The sequence below is a fragment of the Stomatobaculum sp. F0698 genome (assembly GCF_030644385.1).
In the GTDB taxonomy this organism is placed as follows: Bacteria; Bacillota; Clostridia; order Lachnospirales; family Lachnospiraceae; genus Moryella.
This window is the reverse complement of sequence record NZ_CP130060.1, coordinates 1,235,804-1,259,159: the sequence shown is the minus strand read 5'-3', so window position 1 is coordinate 1,259,159 and position 23,356 is coordinate 1,235,804. Positions and strand designations below refer to the sequence as shown.

General features: G+C 56.2%; 24 protein-coding genes. 20 read left to right on the top strand and 4 right to left on the bottom strand.

What is annotated here, in order from left to right; translation table 11 throughout:
* Positions 1 to 120 precede the first annotated feature (120 nt).
* The gene (locus QU660_RS05705) at positions 121 to 2,061 is read right to left on the bottom strand and encodes a flavocytochrome c (RefSeq protein ID WP_304945583.1); all 1,941 of its coding nucleotides are present in this window, start codon (positions 2,059 to 2,061) and stop codon (positions 121 to 123) included.
* A gap of 228 nt (positions 2,062 to 2,289) precedes the next feature.
* Here QU660_RS05705 and QU660_RS05700 point away from each other — a divergent pair, with 228 nt between their 5' ends.
* A complete protein-coding gene (locus tag QU660_RS05700) occupies positions 2,290 to 3,207 on the top strand; it encodes a heparan-alpha-glucosaminide N-acetyltransferase domain-containing protein (RefSeq protein ID WP_304945582.1) in 918 nt (305 codons plus the stop codon).
* 14 nt (positions 3,208 to 3,221) lie between these two features.
* On the opposite strand, the gene QU660_RS05695 is transcribed toward QU660_RS05700, so the two are convergent.
* Positions 3,222 to 3,995: a TraX family protein gene (locus QU660_RS05695; RefSeq protein WP_304945581.1), complete on the bottom strand. Its 774-nt coding sequence runs from the start codon at positions 3,993 to 3,995 to the stop codon at positions 3,222 to 3,224.
* Positions 3,996 to 4,200: 205 nt separating this feature from the next.
* Between QU660_RS05695 and QU660_RS05690 the strand changes: the two genes are divergently transcribed.
* The 5 genes from QU660_RS05690 (at position 4,201) to QU660_RS05670 (ending at position 8,328) form a co-directional block, all read left to right on the top strand.
* Positions 4,201 to 4,686: a flavodoxin family protein gene (locus QU660_RS05690; protein WP_304945580.1), complete on the top strand. Its 486-nt coding sequence runs from the start codon at positions 4,201 to 4,203 to the stop codon at positions 4,684 to 4,686.
* Positions 4,683 to 5,408, top strand: a complete 726-nt coding sequence (gene trmD, locus QU660_RS05685) for a tRNA (guanosine(37)-N1)-methyltransferase TrmD (RefSeq protein ID WP_304945579.1) — start codon at positions 4,683 to 4,685, stop codon at positions 5,406 to 5,408. The genes QU660_RS05690 and trmD overlap by 4 nt, the downstream gene beginning before the upstream one ends.
* Positions 5,409 to 5,524: 116 nt before the next feature.
* Positions 5,525 to 6,577: an ABC transporter substrate-binding protein gene (locus tag QU660_RS05680; protein WP_304945578.1), complete on the top strand. Its 1,053-nt coding sequence runs from the start codon at positions 5,525 to 5,527 to the stop codon at positions 6,575 to 6,577.
* 9 nt (positions 6,578 to 6,586) lie between these two features.
* Positions 6,587 to 7,534, top strand: a complete 948-nt coding sequence (locus QU660_RS05675; RefSeq protein WP_304945577.1) for an ABC transporter permease — start codon at positions 6,587 to 6,589, stop codon at positions 7,532 to 7,534.
* On the top strand, positions 7,528 to 8,328 hold the full coding sequence (locus QU660_RS05670) for an ABC transporter ATP-binding protein (protein ID WP_304945576.1): 801 nt from the start codon (positions 7,528 to 7,530) through the stop codon (positions 8,326 to 8,328). Before QU660_RS05675 ends, QU660_RS05670 begins: the two co-directional genes overlap by 7 nt.
* A gap of 123 nt (positions 8,329 to 8,451) precedes the next feature.
* Here QU660_RS05670 and QU660_RS05665 read toward each other — a convergent pair whose 3' ends face one another.
* Positions 8,452 to 8,967 carry a DUF1836 domain-containing protein gene (locus QU660_RS05665; protein WP_304945575.1) on the bottom strand — a complete coding sequence of 172 codons (516 nt, stop codon included), beginning with the start codon at positions 8,965 to 8,967 and terminating at the stop codon, positions 8,452 to 8,454.
* Between the two features lie 5 nt (positions 8,968 to 8,972).
* Entirely contained in the window at positions 8,973 to 9,482 is a 510-nt protein-coding gene (locus QU660_RS05660; protein WP_304945574.1) for an HD domain-containing protein, read from the bottom strand.
* 226 nt (positions 9,483 to 9,708) lie between these two features.
* On the opposite strand from QU660_RS05660, the gene QU660_RS05655 reads away from it, so the two are divergent.
* From QU660_RS05655 to QU660_RS05590, 14 genes are all read left to right on the top strand, one after another.
* Positions 9,709 to 11,004, top strand: coding sequence for a glycosyltransferase (locus tag QU660_RS05655; RefSeq protein ID WP_304945573.1), 1,296 nt, complete (start codon positions 9,709 to 9,711; stop codon positions 11,002 to 11,004).
* A 28-nt stretch (positions 11,005 to 11,032) separates the two neighbouring features.
* Positions 11,033 to 12,130 carry a sugar kinase gene (locus QU660_RS05650; protein WP_304945572.1) on the top strand — a complete coding sequence of 366 codons (1,098 nt, stop codon included), beginning with the start codon at positions 11,033 to 11,035 and terminating at the stop codon, positions 12,128 to 12,130.
* Between the two features lie 99 nt (positions 12,131 to 12,229).
* Positions 12,230 to 13,645, top strand: coding sequence for a pyruvate kinase (pyk, locus tag QU660_RS05645; protein ID WP_304945571.1), 1,416 nt, complete (start codon positions 12,230 to 12,232; stop codon positions 13,643 to 13,645).
* A gap of 126 nt (positions 13,646 to 13,771) precedes the next feature.
* The gene (locus QU660_RS05640; RefSeq protein ID WP_304945570.1) at positions 13,772 to 14,371 is read left to right on the top strand and encodes a hypothetical protein; all 600 of its coding nucleotides are present in this window, start codon (positions 13,772 to 13,774) and stop codon (positions 14,369 to 14,371) included.
* Positions 14,368 to 14,937, top strand: a complete 570-nt coding sequence (locus QU660_RS05635; protein WP_304945569.1) for a hemerythrin domain-containing protein — start codon at positions 14,368 to 14,370, stop codon at positions 14,935 to 14,937. Before QU660_RS05640 ends, QU660_RS05635 begins: the two co-directional genes overlap by 4 nt.
* Before the next feature lie 66 nt (positions 14,938 to 15,003).
* Complete coding sequence (locus QU660_RS05630; protein ID WP_304945568.1) at positions 15,004 to 15,546, top strand: glutathione peroxidase; 543 nt, start codon at positions 15,004 to 15,006, stop codon at positions 15,544 to 15,546.
* Positions 15,547 to 15,743: 197 nt separating this feature from the next.
* Positions 15,744 to 16,850 (top strand): aspartate-semialdehyde dehydrogenase, encoded by a 1,107-nt coding sequence (gene asd / locus QU660_RS05625; RefSeq protein ID WP_304945567.1) that lies wholly within the window; start codon positions 15,744 to 15,746, stop codon positions 16,848 to 16,850.
* Positions 16,851 to 16,892: 42 nt separating this feature from the next.
* The gene (locus QU660_RS05620; protein ID WP_304945566.1) at positions 16,893 to 17,132 is read left to right on the top strand and encodes a hypothetical protein; all 240 of its coding nucleotides are present in this window, start codon (positions 16,893 to 16,895) and stop codon (positions 17,130 to 17,132) included.
* 62 nt (positions 17,133 to 17,194) lie between these two features.
* The gene (locus QU660_RS05615; protein ID WP_304945565.1) at positions 17,195 to 18,295 is read left to right on the top strand and encodes an acyltransferase family protein; all 1,101 of its coding nucleotides are present in this window, start codon (positions 17,195 to 17,197) and stop codon (positions 18,293 to 18,295) included.
* A gap of 77 nt (positions 18,296 to 18,372) precedes the next feature.
* A complete protein-coding gene (locus tag QU660_RS05610) occupies positions 18,373 to 19,455 on the top strand; it encodes an aldose epimerase family protein (RefSeq protein ID WP_304945564.1) in 1,083 nt (360 codons plus the stop codon).
* On the top strand, positions 19,452 to 21,497 hold the full coding sequence (locus QU660_RS05605; RefSeq protein WP_304947230.1) for a DNA topoisomerase: 2,046 nt from the start codon (positions 19,452 to 19,454) through the stop codon (positions 21,495 to 21,497). The genes QU660_RS05610 and QU660_RS05605 overlap by 4 nt, the downstream gene beginning before the upstream one ends.
* Complete coding sequence (locus QU660_RS05600; protein WP_304945563.1) at positions 21,498 to 22,172, top strand: UDP-N-acetylglucosamine pyrophosphorylase; 675 nt, start codon at positions 21,498 to 21,500, stop codon at positions 22,170 to 22,172.
* Positions 22,173 to 22,253: 81 nt separating this feature from the next.
* Positions 22,254 to 22,778 carry a hypothetical protein gene (locus QU660_RS05595; protein WP_304945562.1) on the top strand — a complete coding sequence of 175 codons (525 nt, stop codon included), beginning with the start codon at positions 22,254 to 22,256 and terminating at the stop codon, positions 22,776 to 22,778.
* Positions 22,775 to 23,344 carry a GrpB family protein gene (locus QU660_RS05590; protein ID WP_304945561.1) on the top strand — a complete coding sequence of 190 codons (570 nt, stop codon included), beginning with the start codon at positions 22,775 to 22,777 and terminating at the stop codon, positions 23,342 to 23,344. The genes QU660_RS05595 and QU660_RS05590 overlap by 4 nt, the downstream gene beginning before the upstream one ends.
* Positions 23,345 to 23,356: the final 12 nt, after the last annotated feature.

The following is a 23,356-nucleotide window of genomic DNA, read 5'->3' as shown; positions in this document are numbered from 1 at the left end:
TCTTAAGCTCAGGCCGGTGCTTTTATATGTGCGAAAACGAACGACGGATCGGCCGTCCGCCAAAACAAAAAAAGCTTGTCGCAAATTCTTGCGACAAGCTTCTTTGTTTCTAAGCAATTTTTAGTTCTGATCGAGGTAGCTTGCAGCCTGCTTGCCGGCAATGCGGCCAAAGACCACAAAGTCCGCGACTGCGTTTCCGCCGAGGCGGTTTGCACCGTGCACACCGCCGGTTACTTCGCCGGCTGCGAAGAGGCCCGGAATCTTGTTGCCGTCTGCGGTCAGGACTTCTGCCTCCGAATTAATCTTGAGACCGCCCATGGTGTGGTGCACGCCGGGCGTGACCTTGATCGCATAGTAAGGCGCGGTGTTCAGCGGAGACGCAAAGCTCGTGCGTCCGAACTGACTGTCTGTCTTTGCCTCGACCGCTGCGTTCCACTCGTTCATCGTGGTCTCGAAAGCAGTCGGATCGATCTGCAGTGCCTCCGCAAGGGCAGCATAGCTCTCGCCCTGCGTCGTATAGCCCTTCTTGATATAACCCTGAATGACATTGGACGCATCGACCATGGCCTGATCCACAATGAGGTAAGCAAAGCTGCCGGGCTGTTTAATCTCGGCTGCGGAGACCGCATCGCGCGTTCCGACCTCGTCGGTGAAGCGCTGACCGTTGCTGTTCACGAGGATGGCACCGTCGCCGCGGAGACCCTCAGTAATCAGTGCCGCCGTGTTCATCTCGACGGTCGGGTGAATCTGGATCTGCTCGAGATCGACCGTAGCCGCACCGACCTCTTCGCCCATGAGAATACCGTCGCCGAGCGCGCCCTTGGCATTGGTGGTCATGAAGCCTTCGAGCTCCGGACGGTACTTGGTGACCATCTCAAGGTTTGCGCCGAAGCCGCCGCTCGCAAGAATAACAGCCTTTGCGTTCACGGTGACTTTTTCGCCGGTCGGACCCTCGGCCTCGACACCGACAATCTTGCCGCTCTCATCGACCAGGAGCTTTTTCGCTCTGGTCTCGAGGCGAAGATCCGCGCCGAGTTTCTTTGCGTTCTCCTCGAGAATCGGGAGCATAAAGGTACCGACCGAGACGGTCTTACCCTCTGCGTTCACCGGGCGGTGAATGCGCTTTACGGAAGCGCCGCCGAAGCTCGAGACAGAGGGCAGCGGAGCCCCGATGCTCTCAAGCCACTGAATCGCATCCGCCGAATTGGAAGCAAGTGCGTGTACAAGCTCCGGATTATTGATGCCCTTGCCGCCTATCATCGTGTCGAGCTCAAAGAGTTCCACCGAGTCAAAGTAGCCGCTCGGTGCAGCCTGATAGGCTGCCCACTGTTCGCGCACGGTAGCCGCGAGTGCGGTGATGGTCGCATTGTCAGCGTACTTTTCTTCCGCGGTCTTCAGGGTCTTTTCAACACCTGCAGCCTCGTCGAAGTTGTTTTTATCCTGCTCCGGGGTCTTGCCCGCGTTCATACCGCCGGTCGAGCGAATCGAGTTGCCGCCCGCCATGCCCTGGCTCTCGAGAATCACAATCTTTTTGCCCGCATTAGCCGCTTCGATTGCAGCGGTCATTCCGGCACCGCCGCCGCCGACAATAACAATGTCGGTGTCGATGGTCTCATCCGGACGCTTCTCCTTGACCTCATGCACCGCAACCGAGAAGGGGGCAGAATCAATGCCGCCGTTCTCGAGCGCCGCCTTCACCGCATCGTGAATGGCATTGCTGGTGAGCGTTGCGCCGGAGACGGCGTCAATCTCGTAGCTCTGGTTCTTAAAGATCTTCTCCGGGAGCTTCGCAACCGCGACGCTTCCTATGCCCTCGGTCTCCGTGTGGCTTAAGACCTTGACGGAGTAGATTTTTTCCGGTGTCGCGATGACTTCGACTTCCACAGGACCGTTCATACCCTGCGCGGATGCGGTTGAGGTGACTGCATTGCTCGGGATGTCCTTCTTTGCGACGCCGCCCTTATGCGCGGTGGTCTGCATGAGGTGCTGCATCAGGAAAATCGGAAGTATAATGCCGATCAAAATCAGGAGATACGGCAAAAAGCTTCGTCTATGTTTCATGTGGTATCCTCCCCCTACTGTTATTTTTTTATCATATCATAAGAGAGGCGCTCTGAACATGTGAAAACAGAGCGGATTTTTGCTAAAATGAAAGCAAAACAGACGGATGGATTGTGCGAAGAAGTGAATGTACGGCGTAAGGGCAGGAGCGCTACAGCGAGATTGCAAAAGCCCGATAACAAGACAGAAAGCGTGTAGACGCAGTATGAACAGAGTAGGAAGATAAGCATGGAAACGAATCGGACGGAGAGAAAGCAGGAAAACAAAAAACAGCGCCTGCTCTGGCTGGACTGCTGGCGCGGCTTTGCGGTCCTCAATATGTGTCTCTACCACGGTCTCTGGGACTTGGTATATTATTTTGAGATTCCGGGCTTTGACTGGTACAGCGCTCTGCCCGGCTATGTCTGGCAACAGAGCATCTGCTGGAGCTTTATTTTTCTGTCGGGCTATAGCTATGCGCTCGGGAAGAACAAGTTCCGGCGGGGCGCGACGATATTGTTTGCGGGCGCGCTCGTCGAGGCGGTCGCGGGCGCCTTCGGGCAGGAAATCCACTACGGAATTCTGAGTTTTCTTGGGCTCTGGCAGTTGTTGCTCACCCTGCCGGAGGATTGGCTTTCGCGCGAGATGCGTCTCCGCTCCTGGTGCCGGATCGGTCCCCTCGGCGCTGCGCTTTGTCTCGGCCTGTTTTTCCTGTGCCGCAATGTGAATCAGGGAAACCTCGGCTTTGAGAGCCTTAAGCTTATCACGCTGCCGGAAGCCCTGTACCGCAGTCGTTTGACAGCCTGCCTCGGCTTTCCCCCGGCTGATTTTTCTTCGCTCGACTATTTTTCACTGCTGCCCTGGGGCTTTTTGTTTCTCGCGGGCTACTTTCTCTCACAGTACCGGGCGGAACAGCGGCGCGATGCGGCGGCTGCGGCAAAATCCTATACAGTGCGCGGCATGAACGGCGATTTCGGGGGCATTGCGCCCGCGGAAGAGGGCGGCACACTCGGGGAGGTTCTGCTTCGGCGGCTTTTCGGGCAGGCGCTCTTTCGCCGGAGAGGGCGGTTGCTCGCCTGGGTCGGCAGACACGCGCTGCCGATTTACCTCCTGCATCAGCCGATCTGGATGGCAATCTTTGAAATCGCAATCCGCCTGCGGCGCTGAATGCGCCGCTTTGCTCAGACGAACACAAAGTGCTTTAGCAGGACGAGAACCGTGAGGTGCAGCGGGTAGTAGAGATAAAAAAACCACTGCGAGACGCCTGCGGCGCGCGAAGAAGCGCCCGCGGGCGTTTTTTGCTGCGGTGCTTCGGCGCGCGGGTCCGGGCGCGTGAAAGCGGGTTCCGCCGGGTAGGCGATGAGGAGCGCGAGAAGCGGCCCGGCGTTCACGGAGAACAGGCGGAAACAGAATAACGGGAGCGGCTCGTGTAAGGTGAATCCGGTCATGACAGCGTCAATCGAGAGACCGAGCATCGCAAAGAGAAAGCCGTAGAGCTTCTTTTCGCGGACACCGCGCGCGGCGAGAAAGAGGAGCACCATGGCGGGCGCAAATGCGGACCAGTCCGAGAAAAGGGTACAGACAAAAAAGAGGAGAGCGAGGAGCGGCTTCCGGTACGGGTTTCCCTTCATTTCCTCGGCGACTGTCAGAAGCAGAAGACAAAAGGTGAGCGAAAAGAGCATGTTCAGCTGAAACGGAATGCGAAACGCGAGCCAAAACGGGAGCTGCGAGAGGAGCGCCGTGATAAGGAGGCGCTTTAGGTAGCCGCGCCGCGAGTGGGTGTAGAAGTAGCCGTCCACAAGGTACATGCACATGACGGGCGCGGTAAAGTAGCCGAGGCCTGTCAGTAACATGGCGAGCGGGCTGCTGCCCGGCAAAAAAATGTGCGCAAAGTGGTTGCCGGTCATCAGTAAGATTGCGAGTAACTTTGTGAAAGCACGTCGTTTCGAAGACATGGGAGCCCCCTATCTGCGGAGTCAAAGATTTTGAAGTGTAATTATCGACATTATGGATTTTATTATAATACGGGGATACGGAGATGGCAAATCCGTAGCACGCCCCCCGCACTTGCTTGTCTCAGTCCGCTTCGCCATGCTATACTTTCAAAGGAAAGAAGGCTTGAATTCGCGCCTTGGGCGCAGAGAAGAGAAGGAAAAAAGCATGAAAGCAATGGTCATCTACTGTACCAAAACCGGCAGCACCGAGAAGATTGCAAAGCGCATTGCCAAGGACTTTAACTGCCCGCAGCTTAAAGTCGAGGCAGATGTGGTCTACGGCGGATTTTTCTCCGCCTGCGCGCGCGTGGTCTCGGATCGTCTTCAGAAGACGCTTCCGAAGGCAGTGACGGAAACACCCGAGGTTTCGGACTGCGATATCCTGTTTCTCGGCTTCCCGATTTGGTGGGACGATATGCCGGACTACTTCCGGGAGTTTCTCGGCAGATTGGATGCGGACGGCAAGCGCCTGGTTCCGTTTGCAACTTCCGGTCGTTCCGATATGAGCCGTGCGATTGAAACCTTGCGGGAACTCTTCCCGAATGCGAATATTTGTAATCCCTTCCACTACGGTGTTTTCCAGCGGGACAACTACCTGGTTTGGAAGGATGAGGTCGATGAGGATGCGGCAATGGAGAATGCGCTCCATTGAGAATCGTATTGCTCGGCATGGCGCCGGAACTTTTTGAAAGTTATCTGGCTTCTCACGCGGTGCAGCTTGCAAGGAAGCAGGGACACAGCGTGGAGGTTGCGGATCTCCGGGACTATGCGGACGGAAGTTTCAGACAGGTCAGTGATTCCCCCTTTGGGGGAGGCAGAGGGCTGGTTCTACGGGCACTCCCGATTTTTCGCGCGGTCGAGGCCTTGACCGGGCGGCGCTTACAGGATAATCCGGGGCAGGCGGGTGGCGAGTGCGGCGTGCTGGTTGCCGCGCTTGCGCCGGCAGGCAAACCCTTCGTTCAGCGGGATGCCCACCGCTATGCGGCACTCGATACTCTGGTGTTGCTCTGCGGACGCTTCGAGGGCATTGATGAGAGGGCGCTCCGTGCGGTGGATGAGCGCATTTCCGTCGGAGATTTTATCCTGACCGGCGGCGAGATTCCGGCGATGGCGGTCGCGGATGCGACCCTTCGTCTTTTGCCGGGCGTCTTAAAAGAGGGGAGCGCGGAAGAAGAGTCTTTTGAGACCGGGTTCCTTGAATATCCGCAGTACACGCAGCCAGCAGAGCTGTTCGGACAGAGTGTACCGGAGGTCTTACGGAGCGGAGATCACGAGAAAGTGGAAGCGTGGCGCAGGGAAGAGGCATATTTAACGACGCTTCGTTTCCGACCGGACTTACTGGAAAAGATTGACCCGGATGCAAAAAAGCGATAATATTTAAGAATATGACTATCGAGAAACTTCGCTTTTCTTCGCCTCGTGAGCGAATGCTCACGGGGCGTTTTTTGGCAAAGCTTCTCAAGACGAAACACAACAGGGGAGGATTTACAATGAAGAAGAGAAACGTGGCGGCGGCAGCGCTCCTTGGTTTTATGGCTCTGGCTCTCGCAGCTTGCGGCAAGAAGGGTGAGGAGACGAAGGCGAACAGCAATGCAAAGGTGTATAAAGTGGGCATCCTTCAGTTCATGGATCATCCGTCCTTAAATCAGATTGAGGAGAACATCGAGAAGGAGTTCGATGCGCTTTCAAACGACGAAGTTCGCTATGAGTACAAGCCCTACACGCTGAACGGCCAGGGTGACTCCGCGACGCTGAACCAGATGGCGGCGAAGCTCCTCGACGACAAGGTCGATGTGATCATTCCGCTCGCAACGCCGGCGGCACAGATTGTGCAGTCCACGGTCGAGGGTCATTCCGAGACACCGGTTGTCTTTTCCGCGGTTTCCGACCCGGTCGGCGCAAAGCTCGTGCAGGATCTGAATGCACCGGGCGGCAACATCACCGGCACCTCGGACAGCCTGAACACGAATGCAATCATGGATTTGATTCTTGCGACCAACCCGGACACCAAGTATGTGGGCCTTCTGTATTCCAAGAGCCAGGACAGCTCCGAGAAGCCGATTGAGGATGCCAAGGCTTATCTCGACGAGCACGGCATCCGCTACATCGAGAAGACGGGTACCACGACAGATGAGATCAATGCGGCGGTCGATGCGCTGATTGCGGAGAAGGTCGATGCGATTTTCACCCCGACCGACAACACGGTGCAGAACGCGGAGCTCTCGTTCTATGAAAAGCTGATTACGGCGAAGATTCCGCACTTCGGCGGCGCGGATTCGTTCGCGTTAAACGGTGCGTTTGTGGGCTACGGCGTCGACTACGCGCAGCTTGGCAAAGAGACCGCCGACTTAACGGCGGAGGTGTTGAAGGCTGGCAATGCGGGCAGCGTCCCGGTCAAGACTTTTGACAACGGCATCGCGACCGTCAACACCGAGACCGCGAAGGCACTCGGCTACGATCTTGAGACCCTGAAGAAGGATTTTGCGCCGCACAGCACGGCGGTCAATGAGATTACGACCAAGAAAGAGTTTGATAAGAAGTAAGGAGGCGCTGTGGGTAGTTTTTTGACGCCGGTCATGGTGCGGACAGCGCTGGATGTCGGTTTGATTTATGCGATTGTCGCGCTGTCTCTCTTTATCAGTTTCAGCATCCTGAATATCTGCGATCTCTCGACGGACGGCTGCTTTACCTTGGGCTGCGCCGTCGCGGCGGTTGTGACCATGGCGGGACACCCGCTGCTCGCGATTCCCGCTGCTATGGCGGCGGGCGTGCTCTCGGGTTCCGTGACGGCACTCTTACAGACCAAACTCGGTGTGCCGAGCATACTCGCGGGTATCATCGTGAACACGGGCCTCTATACCGTGAATCTCGGTGTCATGGGCTTTTCCTCAAACATATCCATCTTCGGAACGGACACGATATTCTCTCTCTGGGGCAAACTCTTTGAGAACACCCCGCTCAGCGAGTGGTCAAGAAGTATACTCTTGCTGCTTTTGATTGTGTTGATTTGTCTTCTGCTCAACTGGTTCTTAAAGACCCGAATCGGTCTCTCGATTCGGGCGACCGGCGACAGCATGGACATGGTGCGGGCTTCCTCGATCGATCCCTCGTTTATGATTATCGTGGGACTCTGCTGCTCCAATGCGTTGACGGGACTCGCGGGTGCTCTCTTTGCGAACTACAATAAGTCCGCGGATATCAACCTCGGCACCGGTATGGTCACGATTGCGCTTGCGGCGCTGATCATCGGCGAGACCCTCTTCGGAAAGCGGCGCATGCCCTTCCGCATCGCGGGTGTGGTGATCGGCTCCTGCCTCTACCGCTTCATGATTTCGATTGCGCTTCGCCTGAATGCGCCGACCGAGGCGTTTAAGCTGGTTTCGGCCCTCATTGTCGCGATTGCGATTGCGGCACCGGAGGCAAAGCGCGCCCTTGCCCTGCACCGCAGAAAGAAGGCGGCCATGCGGCGTCGCAAGGAGAAGGGAGGCAGCGCATGCTGAGAGCGGTACAGTTAAAAAAGACATTCAACGAGGGCACGGTCAACGAGAAGCTTGCCCTGCAGGAGCTCTCGCTGAACTTGCCGGACGGTGATTTCGCGGCCATTGTCGGCTCCAACGGTGCGGGAAAGTCCACCTTTTTCAACGCGATTGCGGGCAGCTTTTATGTCGATGAAGGCTCGCTTTACCTGGATGACTTGGATATCACCTTCATGCCGGAGCACAAGCGCAGTCGCATGATAGGGCGGCTGTTTCAGGACCCGCTGCTCGGGACCGCACCTCACATGACCATAGAGGAAAATCTGACCATCGCGTATCTGCGTGCCTCGGGTCACACAAGTGCCTTTAGCCGCAGTGCGGAGAAGGAGAGACGCTTCTTTCGGGAGCAGCTCCGTGAGCTCGATATGGGCCTTGAGGATCGCATGGAGCAGCCGGTAGGCCTTCTCTCGGGCGGACAGCGCCAGGCGCTTACCCTTTTAATGGCCACGGTCGTGACACCGAAGCTTCTTTTGCTCGATGAGCACACGGCGGCTCTGGATCCGCAGACCGCGGCAAAGGTGCTCGCACTGACCGCGCGCATTGTACGGGAGAGAAACATCAGCTGCCTCATGGTCACGCATAATATGCACCAGGCGCTGGAGCTCGGCAACCGCACAATCATGATGGACAGCGGACGCATTGTCTTTGATGCCTCGGGCGAGGAGAGAGCCGCTATGACGGTGCAGGATCTGCTCGACCGCTTTAAACAGGGTGCGGGCAGTGAGCTGAACAACGACAGAATTCTGCTCTCGGAGTAATCCGGACGGCGAAACACAAGCTTTAGAAACACCAAAAAAGAGGAGCGTCGGCTCCTCTTTTTTTGGTGCGCTGCGGATTGAAATACGTTTGGGACACTGAAAGTCGATCGATTCGGAAGGCGCTCAAGGCTTGGCTGTAGCGCCGAGCTGTCTTTTGAGCTGTGCCTTCACATAGAACTTTGCGGAGCAGGAAATCAACACGTTTTTCAGGAGATAGAGGGTGTCATCCGCGGCGAGCACCGTGGCATAGTCCTTCTTCTCGCGGGTGCAGACCAGTATCTGCTCAAAGAGGGTGCAAAAACGATCGTAGGCCTTGGGGAGCTCCGCACTGTCCAGGGCGAAGGAGATGAGCGCTGAAATCTCCGAGATACTGTATACCTGCTTTAAGACACAGAGCACAATCGCGGTCGCGACCTGTTCCCGGGTATATTGCTTCTTGATGGGGGCGCTTAGAATGCGGAGCTTCACATAGTTGTTCAGCATGGAAGCCGTGAAAGGCAGGCTGTCTTTTTTCTTGTCGCCTTCCTCTGCGGGCAGCAGGGGAGACAGCACTTCGTTCACGAGTGTTACGACCTGATCGGAGTAAAGCCCGAGCTGCGGCAGTTCGCGAAAGCGAGGTAGAAGAAATTCGGTCTCCATGGCGCTCAGACCGTATGAATGATGCGCCGCGACGCGAAGCGAGACAGTCGGGTTCTCAGGAAACGCACGCCGAGTGTCAGTTCATAGACCGCGACTGCCTTGTCCGCGAGCAGAAGATGAAGGGCGAGCTTGGAGCTCGGAAGATGCACACTCAGCGGAAACATATGCGCGCGTATCGCCTTTTCTTCGCGGCGGCTTAAGCCGAACTCCCGATTTGCGTTGTCTGCGGCTTCTTCCGGGTGATAAAAGCAATAAAGTCCCGGATGATCGTTCTTACTCGTGTAGTCCACAAAGCAGAGGTCGTGAAGCAGACCGACCTTCACCGCACTGGCGGGATCCGTACCGCCTCGCCTTGCAAGCCAGGCCATGCAGACCGCGACGCGGACGCTGTGGTCGTAGGTGTTGGTATAGATGTGACGCGGATAGTGCAGAAGAGAGCGGAAACTTTTGCTCTGCAAGATGGCAGCGGCCTCCGGTGCTTCTTCCCGCAAATAATCGAAATATTTTTGATTCATTGAAATCAACTCACTTTCTTCGACGTCGAAGGTTTCTGTTTCGATGCCGTATCTTTTAGTATAGCGGAAACAAAAAGCGAAGACAATTCTTCCGCAAGCGGAAACTGTGATTTTTGAATGAACGCGGGAATTCGGATAAAACTGCGGAAAAGACAGAGCGAAGTGGGACAAAAACAGGTATACTGTTACAGGAAAGATAGGATGTCGCCTGTATAAGGAGGTATCAATGCCCAAAGTTTCTATTATTATTCCCGCGTATAACGCAGAGAAGGTATTGGCGCGTTGCATTGACAGCGTGCTCGCGCAGACTTTCACGGATTTTGAACTGTTGGTGATGGATGACGGCTCGAAGGACGGTACGGCGGCGCTCTGCGATGCCTATGCCGCAAAAGATGCGCGCATTCGCGTGGTGCATAAGGAAAACAGCGGGGTCTCCGACACAAGAAACCAAGCGCTTAATCTCGCGACCGGAGAGTACCTCCAGTTTCTGGATGCGGACGACTGGATTACCCCGGAGGCAACCGCGCTATTTGTACATGCTGCGGAGGAAAACCGGGCGGACCTTGTGATTTCCGATTTTTACCGCGTTGTGGACGGCTGGACCGCGAGAAAGGGTTCGATTGATGAAGAGGGTGTACTGAGCCGCGAGGAATTTGCGGCCTGCATGGCAAAGAGCCCGGCGGACTACTACTACGGTGTCATCTGGAACAAGTTCTTCCGGCGGGATTTGGTTGAGAAGTACAAGCTTCGCATGGATGAAAAGCTCCGTTGGTGCGAGGATTTCATCTTTAATCTGGAGTACATCCTGCACACGGAGCGTATCTTTGTGCTCCGCGCACCGACCTATTATTATGTGAAGACCGAAGGTTCCTTGGTACAACAGGGGCTTGAAATCGGAAAAATCGTCAATATGAAGATGAATGTCATCGAGTATTACACGGCCTTCTATAAAAAGGTATTTTCCGAGGAAGAATACCTTGCGCACCGCTCGGAGATTTACGGCTTCTTAATCGACTATTCCCACGACGACGCGGTGATTCCCTATCTGCCGGGATCCAAGCGGCTCGGCGAGGAGAAGGCCTTTACGAGCCATGCGCCTCTCTCGGCGGACGACAGTTGGGCGGAGGCCTACTATATGGCGCGGCTCATTCGCCGCTATACGGAGACAATCGCGGCGCGCTTTGACCTTGAGCGGAAGGAAGTGGAGGTTGTACAATTTCTGGTCAATTTCCGGCACATCGAGAGCATGCAGGAGTTTGCGGAATATTTGAATCTCCTGCCGATTGCGGCGGCGGCCCTGATCGAGTACCTCGCAATCAAGGGCTATGTGAAGACGGAGTTCGGAAAGCCGGAGAGTGCGGAACTGACCGAAAAAGCGGCGGAACTCAAGAAAGCCATCTTGCAGGCCTCGGAAGAACTGGAACGAAGCATGTTCCGCGGTTTTTCGGAGGCGGAAGTCGAAACGCTGCGCACAGGCAGGGCGCGCATCATCGAAAATCTGCGCTCACAATTGGAGCACTGAGGGATCTACACCAGAGGAGGAAAATCAAATGAAACTGGAACTCAAACCGCGTGAGAACTGTCGCTTTGATGCAGTGAGCCTCGGCGAAATTATGCTTCGCTTCGATCCGGGTGAGGGAAGAATTCGCACCGCCCGCAATTTCCGCGTCTGGGAGGGCGGCGGAGAGTACAATGTGGTGCGCGGTCTGCACAAGTGTTTCGGCTTAAAGACGGCGGTCATCACGGCGTTTGCGGACAATGAGGTGGGAAAACTCCTGATTGATTTTATCGAGCAGGGCGGTGTCGCGACGGATTTTATCCGCATGGTGAAGACGGACGGCATCGGCAGAACTTGCAGAAACGGACTCAACTTTACGGAGCGCGGCTTCGGCGTACGCGGCGCAATCGGTTGCTCGGACCGCGCGAATACGGCAATTTCGCAGATGCGCCCGGAGGATTTTGACTTTGACTACATCTTCGGCGAGCTCGGCGTGCGCTGGCTGCACACCGGCGGCATCTATGCGGCACTCTCGGAGCGCTCCGGTGAGACCGCGATTGCGGCCTGCAAGGCGGCGCACCGCTACGGCACCATTGTCTCCTATGACCTGAACTACCGTCCCTCGATGTGGAGTGCGATCGGGGGCAAGGCGAAGGCACAGGAAGTCAACCGAGAGCTTGCGCGCTATGTGGATGTGATGATCGGAAACGAAGAGGACTTTACCGCCTGCCTCGGCTTTGAGGTGCCGGGCAACAGCGAGAGCCTCGATAAGCTGAACTTGGAAGGCTACAGGGCCATGCTCCGCACGGCGGCGCAGGAATTCCCGAACTGGAAGGCAGTTGCGACGACCCTCCGCACGGTGCATTCCGCGAGCGTGAACGACTGGAAGGCCATCTGCTTTGCGGACGGCGAGCTTGTCATGTCGAGAGAATATGAAAACTTGGAGATTATGGACCGTGTGGGCGGCGGCGACAGCTTTGCCTCGGGTCTCATCTACGGTCTCATGACGAGCGGTGACCCGCAGCGCGCAGTCGAGTACGGCGCGGCGCACGGTGCGCTCGCGATGACCACACCCGGCGACACCTCGATGGCAAGCGTCGGTGAGGTTGAGGCTCTGATGGCGGGCAAGGGAGCACGCGTGCAGCGCTGACCCCCTCTTGCTATTTTGCGCGACTTGTGCTAAATTCAGCCACTTGAAGAGTTTTGTGTTTGTTTGAAGGTCTCACGAGAGACGCCAAAGGAGAGCATTTTGAGAAAGACAAAGATTATTTGCACCATCGGACCGGCGAGTGACAGTGAGGAAATGCTGAGAAAGCTCATGCTTGCGGGCATGAATGTGACACGTTTTAACTTTTCGCATGATACCCACGACGCACATGCCGAAAAATTCAAGCGGGTGGTCAAACTCCGCAGAGAACTCGGTCTTCCGATTGCGACCCTGCTCGACACCAAGGGGCCGGAGATTCGTCTCCGCGATTTTAAGAACGGCTCCGAGGAACTTGTAAAAGATGCGAAGTTCACCTTGACCACGCGGGAGTTGCTCGGTGACAACACGATTGTCTCGGTGACATATGCGGATCTCCCGAAGGATGTCAAGGCGGGCGGCAGCATTCTGATTGACGACGGCCTGATTGAACTTCGGGTCGATGAAGTCGACGGCACGGAGATTCACTGCACGGTTGTGAACGGCGGCAAGGTCTCGAACCACAAGGGTGTCAACATCCCGGGGGCGGATCTCTCCATGCCCTTTATCTCCGAGCAGGACAGAAGCGATATCGAGTTCGGCTGCAAGCTCGGTTTTGACTACATCGCTGCCTCCTTCACGAGAACAGCGGATGATATCCGCGCGATTCGCGAGATTCTGGATGCGCAGGGCAGCAAGATGAAAATCATCGCAAAGATTGAGTCCGTGCAGGGTGTGAAGAACATCAAGGAGATTTTCAAGGCTGCGGACGGCGTCATGGTGGCGCGCGGTGACCTCGGCGTTGAGGTTCCGGCGGAGGATGTTCCGGCAATTCAGAAGGACATCATCAAACTCGGCGCAAAGATGGGCAAAATTGTCATCACCGCGACCCAGATGCTCGACTCCATGATTCACAACCCGCGGCCCACGCGCGCAGAGGTCACGGATGTCGCAAACGCGATTTACGACGGCACGGCGGCCATCATGCTATCGGGTGAAACCGCTGCCGGCAGCTATCCGGTCGAGGCGGTCGAGATGATGAGTAAGATTGCCGAGAAGACCGAGCAGGAGATCAACTACAGCGAGCGCAGAAGAAGACTGGAGAGCGAGAAGCAGGAGGATGCGACGACCGCAATCAGCCACGCGACCTGCACACTTGCGGAGGATGTGCGTGCCAGAGCCATCATCACGGTCACCATTTCCGGCTTCACGGCGAGACGGCTTGCAAAGTATCGCCCGGAGTGCACGGTCATTGCCTGCACGGTGAGCCAGACCGTTGCCTGCCAGATGAATCTGCTCTTCGGTGTGATTCCGGTGTTGATTCCGCAGGAGGACAATGCCGACATGCTCTTTGATGCGGCACTGCATGAGGCGAAGAAGCGGGAGTTGGTTTCGGAGGGAGATACGGTTATTCTGACCGCAGGCCTGCCGCTCGGTGTGAGCGGAAACACGAATATGATTCGTGTGATGGAAGTGATTTAATCGAAAACTGTTGCACTTGCAACGGAAATCAGGAGACGCCCTGTGGTAGACTGCTCGAGAACGAACAGATGCCTAAGGGCGTCTCCTTAAATACAACCGCAGATTTGCGGAGAAATGAGGTTTGATATGAGTTTATTTTTGGGACCGATTCACCACTGGCTTTATCGGAAAATTCGCCTGCAGGAGGAGCTGATTATGACGCTCGCGGAGCAGGAGGGCGCAAAGCGCGGAGACAGCGGAAAGTACGAGAACTTTGTAAACCGGGAGCTCCGTCCGCTTGAGGAGCTCATTGATACGGATAACATTCACGGCTGGCTCCAGGCGCGCATCCACGATGCGGAGGGACGCTATGCCGCCCTGGTATCCGCGATTCTAAAGGAAGACAGCGGAGCGCTGCCCCGCATCAAGGAGGAAGTATTCGCCTTCGGCGCGAGCAATGCGGTCGAGGCGGATGCAAGCCCTGCCGAGGCTTATCGCTACTACGGGGACAATCTGGTTAACGGCATGCCCTGCGACCATGTGGACCGAGTGACCGAGCAGGCGGAGGATCATATTTCCTGGACCCTCGATCAGGATTTGCACGGCGAGTTTTGGATTGAAGCGGGACAGAGTCCGGCGCTCTATTATGAGCTTCGCCTTGAGGAGATGCGCGGTATGTTGTCCGGCACGGCGCTCACGCTTACCATGCCTTCGGAAATGAGCTACGAGTTGAGGGCAAAGGCATGAACGAGAGCATCGTCCTCATGGTCGAGGAACACGAAAATATAAGACGCATGCTCAAAGTGGTTCGCAGCATGTGCCGCGGTCTCCTGCGGGGCGAAGAAGTGAATCAGGAGGATTTTTCCGCAGCAATCGATTTCATTCGGAACTATGCGGATCATCACCACCACAAGAAAGAGGAGGACTATCTCTTTAAGGCGATGGTCGCAAACATGGGGCGCATTGCGGAGAATCTGGTGAGCCACGGCATGCTGGTGGAGCACGACCTCGGCAGAGGCCATGTGCTTGCGCTCAGCGAAGCGTTACAGCGCTACCGGGAAAATCCGAGCGATGACAACAAGCTTGACATCATTGCCGAGGCTATGGGCTACGCGGCCCTCCTGGACCGCCACATCGAGAAGGAAAACACGGTGGTCTACCCGTTTGCAGAGCGCAGTCTGCCGGTAGAGGTCTTTGCCGAGGTGAATGCTTCTTCCGCTGCCTTTGAGGCAGGGGAAGCGGAACGCGCGGCGCGCGAAAAGTATGAGAAACTGCTGGACACCCTTGAGGCGAAGTATCAACCCGCGGCCTGAGACTTGTCGAAATCCCGGAACTGTGCTAGGCTTTATTCGTTCACAGTGTTTCGGAAAGGACAAGATATGAGCATTTACGATTACAGCGTGCCGTCCGTCGGCGGCGGAGAATTGAATTTGGCGGATTACAAGGGTAAGGTTATGCTGATTGTCAACACGGCAACCGGCTGCGGCTTTACGCCCCACTATGAGCCCCTGCAGGCCATGTATGAGGCGGATCACGAGAAGGGACTTGAGATCATCGACATTCCCTGCAACCAGTTCGCGGGTCAGACCCCGGGGACGGATGAGGAGATTCACGAGTTCTGCACCCTCAACTATCACACGAGCTTTCCGCAGCAGAAGAAGTCGGAGGTAAACGGCGAGAACGAGCTTCCGCTCTATACCTTCCTGAAGAGTCAGAAGGGCTTCGAGGGCTTCGGCAAAGGACCCAAGGCGCTCATGATGGCGGCGCTTTTAAAGAAGCAGGATTGGAACTACGCCGAGAAGCCGGATATCAAGTGGAACTTTACGAAGTTTGTCGTAGACAGAGACGGAAACGTGGTAAAGCGCTTTGAGCCGACCGCGGATATGGCAGAGGTTCGCGCTTTTGTGGAGAGCCTGCTGTAAAAAGAATGAGACGCACAGTCCGTTTGTGACTGTGCGTTTTTGCGTGAGAGAGGGGCAGAACGGTGCAACTGTCCGTGCAATAAACACAAATGTACGCACTGCGCGAAAACATACTTGCCAAGTCGGAAAAGACGGAGTATAGTTATGAGCCATACGGAAACGGTTTGGCGCGCGGGGCGCGCACGGAGGTTTAAAGAATGAGTAAGGAATTTCACGCACCGGAGAAGAAACTGAAGGTCGGCGTACTCGGCGCGACGGGCATGGTCGGCCAGCGCTTTCTGACGATACTGGAGAACCACCCCTGGTTTGAGGTGACCACGCTCGCAGCGAGCCCGCGGAGCGCCGGTAAGACCTATGAAGAAGCGGTCGGCGACCGTTGGAAGTTGGACATTCCGATGCCGGAAGTCTATAAAAAGATGGTTCTCCACAATGTGAACGAGGTCGAAGAAGTGTCCCGCGAAGTGGACTTTGTGTTCTCGGCGGTCGATATGACGAAGGAAGAGATTCGCGAAATTGAGGATGCTTACGCGAAGCACGAGACGCCGGTCGTCTCGAACAATTCCGCGCACCGCTGGACCAAGGATGTCCCCATGGTCATCCCGGAGGTGAACCCGGAGCACTTTGAGATTATCAAGGCGCAGAGGAAGCGTCTCGGCACCGAGAGAGGGTTTGTCGCGGTAAAGCCGAACTGCTCGATTCAGAGCTATGCCCCGGCGTTCGCGGCCTGGAAGGAGTTTGAGCCCTACGAGGCGATTGTCACGACCTATCAGGCAATCTCGGGCGCGGGTAAGAACTTTACGGATTGGCCGGAGATGCTCGGCAACATTATCCCGTACATCGGCGGCGAGGAAGAGAAGAGTGAAATGGAGCCGCTGCGCATCTACGGCAAGGTAGAGGGCGATGAGATTGTCCCCGCAAGCGAGCCGAAGATCAGCAGCCAGTGCCTCCGCGTGCCGGTGCTGAACGGCCATACGGCGGCTGTCTTTGTGAAGTTCCGCAAGAAGCCGAGCAAGGAGCAGCTCATTGAGAAGCTCACGAACTTCCGCGGTCTTCCGCAGGCGTGCAAGCTGCCCAGCGCACCGCAGCAGTTCATTCGCTATATGGAAGAGGACAACCGTCCGCAGGTCACGCTCGATGTGAATTACGAGGGCGGCATGGGTATTTCGATCGGCCGTCTCCGCGAGGACACGGTTTACGACTGGAAGTTCGTGGGTCTCTCCCACAATACGCTCCGCGGCGCGGCGGGCGGCGCGGTGGAGTGCGCAGAGGCTCTGACCGCACTCGGCTATATCGCTGCGAGGTAAGCAGAAGGCAGACGCCGAATTGTAAGAACCGCAGATGTCGAATTGTTAGAACAAAGGAAAGAGTCGCTCCCCCGTTTTGAGGCGAGCGACTTTTTTGTGCTGTGGCTGAAACCGGGTGCTTACGGTAGAATAGAAGCGGTATGGAAGCGGAATTTGGTAGCTGCAAAGCGCGGCATAGCAGAGCGCAAAGAGAAACAAAGAAAAAGAGAAAGCCAACAAAATAAAAGCGACAAGCTGACGGCAAAGGCATACCATAGAATCGCGGAAGATACAGAGCGCTGAGCGGAAACGGTATCACAAGGGACAGAACTTGAAGGTAGCGCAAAGGAGAAGGGGGTAGGCCGGTGAGAGCAAAGGAAATCGACGGAATGAAGGGGGCACTGATTTTTTTGGTGGTGCTCGGGCACTTTCTCTTGCCGCTGCTCGGGTTCGGGGCAAGGAGCATCAACCTGCCCTTTGATTTGATCTATAGTTTTCACATGCCTGCCTTTGTCTTTCTCTCGGGGCTCTTTGCGGGCCATGCGCTCAGAAGTCCGCGGCACTGGTGTAAGCGCTGCCTCACTTTACTCTGGCTCTATCTCTGCTTTAAGTGGTTGGTCTTCTACCCGGAGCGGGCGGCCTATCAAACGGGCGGAACCTGGCCGGATTTTTGGCATGAGAGCGGCACCCCTTGGTTTGTGCTCGCGCTCTTTCTCTGGACGCTCGCCTTGCCGCTCTTTGCTCTGTTACGGCGCGTCTTTCCTACAGCGCCGGTGCTGCTTTTAATCCTTGCGCTCAGTCTGCGCCTCGGTGACCTGGACGCTCGTTTGCAGCTCATGGACTTTCTCGCTCTGGACCGTGTGATCGCCTTTGCGCCCTTCTTTTACGGCGGCGCCTTTCTCGGGGAAAAACGCTTCTCCGCATGGGTAAAGAGGGGCGGATTCCCGCAGTGGGTGCTCCTATTTGTCGCTGCGGGCCTTGCCCTTTATTTTGCCTTCCATAGCGGCGGATGGCTGCATCCCTATCAAAATCTGATTTACGGCGTCTGGTACACACGCTTGGATACTTCCGCGATGCCGGAACTGTTTCGGACGGCGCCTTGGCTTTTGCGCCTCTTCTGGTATTTGGTTTCGGGAATGATCGGTGCGGGCTTTTTTGTGTTCGGGAAGCTGCTCGTCAGAGTTCCGAACTTCGGTGCGGGGCTCACCGAACGCGGGGAACGGAGCCTGCCGATTTATATGTTGCACCGCCCTGTGCGGGACATAGGTCTTTTGCTCGGCTACCCGGCTTATTTTGTGACGTGTCCGCGACTTGCGTTCCCGCTGCTTTTTTTGCTCTCCCTGCTTTTGGTCAGGATTTTTGCCGCGGAGCCCGTGTACCGGCTCTTTCTTGCGGTGCAAAAGCTGCCGGGGAAAGTCTTGGACACCCTTTTCGGGCTATCGGAAAAACGGAGAAAAGCATCATAAATGTGCTAAAATAAAAAGATTGAGAATTGAAAGCGCAGTGCCCGCGGGCCGGGCATTCTGACAGCGGAGGTGAGAAAATGGCAGTGAAACAGAGAAGTTTCGGTACCTTCTCGGAGGGCAGGGAGGCAAAGCTCTATGAGCTCAGCAATCAAGCAGGTGCTTGCGCGCGCTTTACGGATCTCGGCGCGGCTTGGGTCGGCATGGAGCTGCCCGCAGGAGACGGAAAAACGGTCGATGTGATACTGGGCTACGACGATCCCGCGATTTACGAGAGAAATCCGGGCTGTCTCGGCGGCATTGTCGGGCGGCATGCAAATCGCATTGCCGGTGCCTGCTTTGAGCTCGACGGCAAGCACTATCAGCTCGCAAAAAACCAGGGGGAAAACAGTCTCCACTCGGGACCGGACGGCTGGTGGAAACGCCTCTTCCGCGCAGAGGTACTGGAGGAAGAGAATGCGGTCCGCTTCTCGCTGGAAGAGCCGGACGGCAGCCAGGGCTTTCCGGGCACGCTTTTCATTTCCGTGACCTATCGCCTCACGGCGGACTCCGCGGTGGAAATTCACTATGCGGCGAACTTAAGCGGAGCAAAGCACACGGTCTTTAATCCGACGAACCACGCCTACTTTAACCTGGCGGGGCATGACGCGGGGGAGGTAAGCGCGCAGGAAGTGAGGATTGACGCGGATTATTTCACGCCGACCGATGCGGTCTCGATTCCGACCGGAGAAGTTCGGGCGGTCGCGGGCACGGCCTTCGATTTTACGATAGAAAAGCCGATCGGGCGGGACATTGACGCGCCGGAAGAACAGCTTATTTTCGGGCACGGCTACGACCACAACTTTGCCTTAAACGGCTATGACGGCAGCCTGCGCTTTGCGGCGAGTGCCTTCGACCCGGCGAGCGGCAGAACCCTCTCGGTCTTCACGGACCGTCCTGGGCTTCAGTTCTATACGGCGAACTGGCTCGGCGATGGCACGCCGATCGGCAAGGGCGGTGCGGTCTACCAAAGACGCGGCGGCTACTGCTTTGAGACCCAGTGCTTTCCGGATGCATTACACCACCCAGACTGGGTGCAACCTGTTATCGGCGCAGGCGAGAGCTTCCGGACGACCAGCATCTACCGCTTCGGCGGCTTTTTGAAGACGGAGGGAGCAAACTGAAGCGGCTGTTTATTGCGGAGAAACCGAGTGTAGCGCTCGAATTTGCCCGGGTACTCGGTGTGTCGGGGCGTCGGCAGGACGGTTATCTCGAGTCCGGAGACAGCATTGTGACCTGGTGCGTGGGACATCTCATCACGATGAGCTATCCCGAGGTTTACGATGAGCGCTATAAAAAGTGGTCTCTCGACACCCTGCCCTTTTTGCCGGAGCCCTTCCGCTATGAGGTGATTCCGGAGGTCAAAAAGCAGTTTGAGATTGTGAAGCGCCTGCTGACGCGCGCGGATGTAGACACCATCTATATCTGCACCGACTCGGGGCGAGAGGGAGAGTACATCTACCGCCTGGTCGATCAGATGGCCGGGGTTCCCGCGGAGAAAACGAGAAAGCGCGTCTGGATTGACTCCCAGACCGAGGACGAAATACGGCGCGGTGTCGCGGAGGCAAAGGATTGGAGTGCCTATCAAAACCTCTCGGCGGCGGCCTATCTCCGCGCGAAGGAAGACTATCTGATGGGCATCAACTTTTCCCGCGTGCTCACCCTGCGTTACGGTTCCGCGCTCGCTTCTCTTTTAAAGCAGCGCTACATTGTAGTCTCGGTGGGACGGGTGATGACCTGCGTGCTCGGCATGGTCGTGAAACGCGAGATGGAGATACGCGCCTTTCAAAAGACCGTGTTTTACCGCATTTTCGCAAAATTCGAAGTGGCGGGGCAGCGCTTTTTCGGCGAGTGGCGCGCGGAGAAGGGCTCGGCTTACGAGGGCTTTTCGCGGCTCTATAAGAACAACGGCTTCTTAAAGCGTGAAGATGCCGAGGAATTTCTGCGGCAGCTCTCCGCGGCACTCCCGGGCACTGCCGAACTCTTAAAGAACGAAAAAAAGAAGGAAGTCAAGCGGCCGCCTCTTCTTTATAATTTGGCGGAACTGCAGAACGACTGTGCGCGGCGCTTTAAGATTAGCCCGGATCAGACTCTTAAAGTCGCGCAGGAGCTCTACGAAAAAAAGTTGATCACCTACCCGAGAACCGATGCGCGCGTGCTTTCTTCGGCGGTCGCAAAGGAAATCCAAAAGAACCTGAGCGGGCTCACGCGGGTACAGGCGGTCGGCGGCTTCGCGCAGGAGGTGCTGACAAACGGCAGTTACAAGGGCATCGCGAAGAGCCGCTATACGGACGACAAGCAGATTACCGACCACTATGCGCTGATTCCGACCGGGCAGGGACTTGGGGCCCTCTCCGGGCTTTCCCCACTCTCCGCTCAGATTTATGAGATGATAGCCCGCCGTTTCCTGGCCGTTTTTTACCCGCCCGCGGTCTATGAAAAGCGCTCTCTGGAGCTCTTGTTCGGAAAGGAGCACTTCTTTGCCGGCGTGCGCTCCCTCACGGAAGAGGGCTGGCTCAAGGTATCCGGCGAGAAGAAGCAGAAGGACAAAGAGGAGAAAGAGAAGGAAGAAGAGGGCGAGGCAGAGAACAGCGGCTCAAAGGCGCTCGCCGAAGCCCTTGCGGCCTGCAAAAAAGGAGAGCGGATTGCTGCGGAGCAGTTCGAACTTCGGGAGGGGGAGACCTCGCCGCCGAAGCGTTATACCTCGGGCAGCATGATACTCGCGATGGAGAATGCGGGACAGCTGATCGAGGATGAGGAGCTCCGCAGCCAAATTAAGGGCTCCGGCATCGGCACCAGTGCGACGCGCGCGGAGATACTCAAAAAACTGGTCGGTAACCGTTACCTTGCGCTGAACGGAAAGACCCAGATTATCACGCCGACCCAGCTCGGCGAATTGATTGCGGTGACAGTTAATCTTTCCATGCAGCCCCTACTCCGCCCGGAGCTCACCGCGAGCTGGGAAAAGGGGCTCACCATGGTACAGCAGGGCGAAATTACGGAAGAGGCCTATATGGAAAAGCTCCGCGACTTTGTGGCGAGGCGAACGGAGCAGGCGGCGGCGCAGAGTGCGAGCTACCGGCTTCGCGAGGCCTTTGAGGCGAGTAAGCCGTATTATCCGGCGGAGAAGCCGCGCGCGCCGCGGCGAAAAGGAGGCAGTAAGTAAATGAAAGCAAGGGAAATAGAAGTAAAAGCGCTGTTTGACTTGACGCACAGCATGGCGGGGGACTTTCTCGCGCAGTTTCGTTATCCCTATGAGGCGCTTCCCGCCCTGGGGGAGTGGATACGTGCGGTAGGCCCGCAGCTTTCGCCGGACGAATACGAAGAGCGGGGCGAGCAAATTTGGATTCATAAGAGCGCCAAAGTTGCGCCGAGTGTGAGCCTCACGGGTCCGCTGATTGTCTGTGCGGGAGCCGAGCTTCGCCACTGCGCGTTTTTCCGCGGCAATGTCGTAATCGGTTCGGGCAGTGTGGCCGGCAATTCCTGTGAATTCAAGAATTCGCTGCTCTTTGATTCGGTGGAAGCACCGCACTATAACTATGTGGGCGATTCCATTCTCGGCTACCATGCGCACATGGGCGCGGGTTCGATTACGAGCAATATCAAGTCGGACCGGAAGAATATCGTAATCCGTACCGACGAGGGTCCGCTTGAGACAGGCCTTCGAAAAATCGGCGCCATACTCGGCGACTATGTCGAAATCGGTTGCGGTACGGTCTTAAACCCGGGATCGATAGTCGGTAAGAACACGATGATATACCCGCTCACCTCGGTGCGCGGCCCCGTGCCCGCGAATTCAATTGTGAAGAGTGCGGAGAACATCGTCATAAAACAAAATTGAGAGTTGCCATCCAATACGGCAAGCACACTAAGGCACACGGACAGTATGTGAATCGGATGGGGAAAGCGGGAGGGAAAGAAAATGATTGACACCAAAGCATTTTTTGCGATTGTGGGTGGCGTATGGCTCCTGCTCTCTGCGATTATGACGAGCATCCGGAAGAAGCGTAACAGTAAGGTGGAGGCCTACCTGACAGCGAACGCGGACAAGGCGCTCCTGCAGCTCTGCGGGAAGAAGTTTTGGATTGACGGTCGGGATCTTGCCCTCTTTGAGACGGTGAGCGCAAAGAAGCTTCAGGAGATTGTTGCGCTCCCGGAGGGTTCGCACAGAATTGCGGGTATTTATGAGAGCCCTGAGGTCCGTGCGCCGGGAAAGAACATCAAGCTGGAGAGCGAGAGGGTGGAATTTGATTTGGAGCTCGAGAAGGGACGCCGCTATTCGATTGCGATGTATGCCTACTCCCCGGATGAGCGGAGAGAATATTGCAAAGGCGATGTGCCGCGCGATGTGCTCAGCATTCCGCTGACGCTGGTCAAGGGGAGCGAGGATGTGAAGGCGTATATCATTGTCTATCAGGATAACGTAGACGAAGGGGAAGAGTCATGACTAGGAAGCTGAGCGATTTAACGCAGGAAGAGCTTTGGCAGCTCTTCCCTATCTTTTTGACAGAGCCGAAGCCGCAGTGGGCAGCGATCTATGCGGCGGCGGAAGCGCGATTCAAAGAGGTCTTGGCAGCCTATGTTCCGTTTCGCATCAGCCATGTCGGAAGTACGGCCATACCCGGAATTTGGGCCAAAAATATAGTCGATGTGATGATTGAACTGGCCCCGGGGACAGATATGGAGGCCGTGGCGCAGGAGATTGAGGCACAGGGCTTTACGCGGAAGTACACCGAAGAAGGCAGAATCTTTCTGCACTTGGGTTACACCGAGCAGGGCTTTGCGGATGAGGTGATTCATTTACACCTCCGTTATCGCGGTGACAACGACGAACTCTATTTCAGAGATTATTTGCTGGATCATCCGGAATGTGCGCGGGAATACGAGGCGCTGAAAATGCGACTTTGGAAACAGTATGCGCATAACCGGGATGCCTACACGGAAGGTAAAACCGCGTTTATTCGGAGGCAGACAGAGGCGGCGAAGGCGGCCTATGGCGCGCGGTATGTGTGAGGCCGCGCGCGC

What these genes read in the sequence shown, in the direction of transcription:
- QU660_RS05705 (WP_304945583.1), bottom strand. Translation starts at nt 2,061, where the DNA reads ATGAAACATAGACGAAGCTTTTTGCCGTATCTCCTGATTTTGATCGGC.
- QU660_RS05700 (WP_304945582.1), top strand. Translation starts at nt 2,290, where the DNA reads ATGGAAACGAATCGGACGGAGAGAAAGCAGGAAAACAAAAAACAGCGC.
- QU660_RS05695 (WP_304945581.1), bottom strand. Translation starts at nt 3,995, where the DNA reads ATGTCTTCGAAACGACGTGCTTTCACAAAGTTACTCGCAATCTTACTG.
- QU660_RS05690 (WP_304945580.1), top strand. Translation starts at nt 4,201, where the DNA reads ATGAAAGCAATGGTCATCTACTGTACCAAAACCGGCAGCACCGAGAAG.
- QU660_RS05680 (WP_304945578.1), top strand. Translation starts at nt 5,525, where the DNA reads ATGAAGAAGAGAAACGTGGCGGCGGCAGCGCTCCTTGGTTTTATGGCT.
- QU660_RS05670 (WP_304945576.1), top strand. Translation starts at nt 7,528, where the DNA reads ATGCTGAGAGCGGTACAGTTAAAAAAGACATTCAACGAGGGCACGGTC.
- QU660_RS05665 (WP_304945575.1), bottom strand. Translation starts at nt 8,967, where the DNA reads ATGGAGACCGAATTTCTTCTACCTCGCTTTCGCGAACTGCCGCAGCTC.
- QU660_RS05660 (WP_304945574.1), bottom strand. Translation starts at nt 9,482, where the DNA reads ATGAATCAAAAATATTTCGATTATTTGCGGGAAGAAGCACCGGAGGCC.
- QU660_RS05655 (WP_304945573.1), top strand. Translation starts at nt 9,709, where the DNA reads ATGCCCAAAGTTTCTATTATTATTCCCGCGTATAACGCAGAGAAGGTA.
- QU660_RS05650 (WP_304945572.1), top strand. Translation starts at nt 11,033, where the DNA reads ATGAAACTGGAACTCAAACCGCGTGAGAACTGTCGCTTTGATGCAGTG.
- QU660_RS05640 (WP_304945570.1), top strand. Translation starts at nt 13,772, where the DNA reads ATGAGTTTATTTTTGGGACCGATTCACCACTGGCTTTATCGGAAAATT.
- QU660_RS05635 (WP_304945569.1), top strand. Translation starts at nt 14,368, where the DNA reads ATGAACGAGAGCATCGTCCTCATGGTCGAGGAACACGAAAATATAAGA.
- QU660_RS05630 (WP_304945568.1), top strand. Translation starts at nt 15,004, where the DNA reads ATGAGCATTTACGATTACAGCGTGCCGTCCGTCGGCGGCGGAGAATTG.
- asd (WP_304945567.1), top strand. Translation starts at nt 15,744, where the DNA reads ATGAGTAAGGAATTTCACGCACCGGAGAAGAAACTGAAGGTCGGCGTA.
- QU660_RS05610 (WP_304945564.1), top strand. Translation starts at nt 18,373, where the DNA reads ATGGCAGTGAAACAGAGAAGTTTCGGTACCTTCTCGGAGGGCAGGGAG.
- QU660_RS05600 (WP_304945563.1), top strand. Translation starts at nt 21,498, where the DNA reads ATGAAAGCAAGGGAAATAGAAGTAAAAGCGCTGTTTGACTTGACGCAC.
- QU660_RS05595 (WP_304945562.1), top strand. Translation starts at nt 22,254, where the DNA reads ATGATTGACACCAAAGCATTTTTTGCGATTGTGGGTGGCGTATGGCTC.
- QU660_RS05590 (WP_304945561.1), top strand. Translation starts at nt 22,775, where the DNA reads ATGACTAGGAAGCTGAGCGATTTAACGCAGGAAGAGCTTTGGCAGCTC.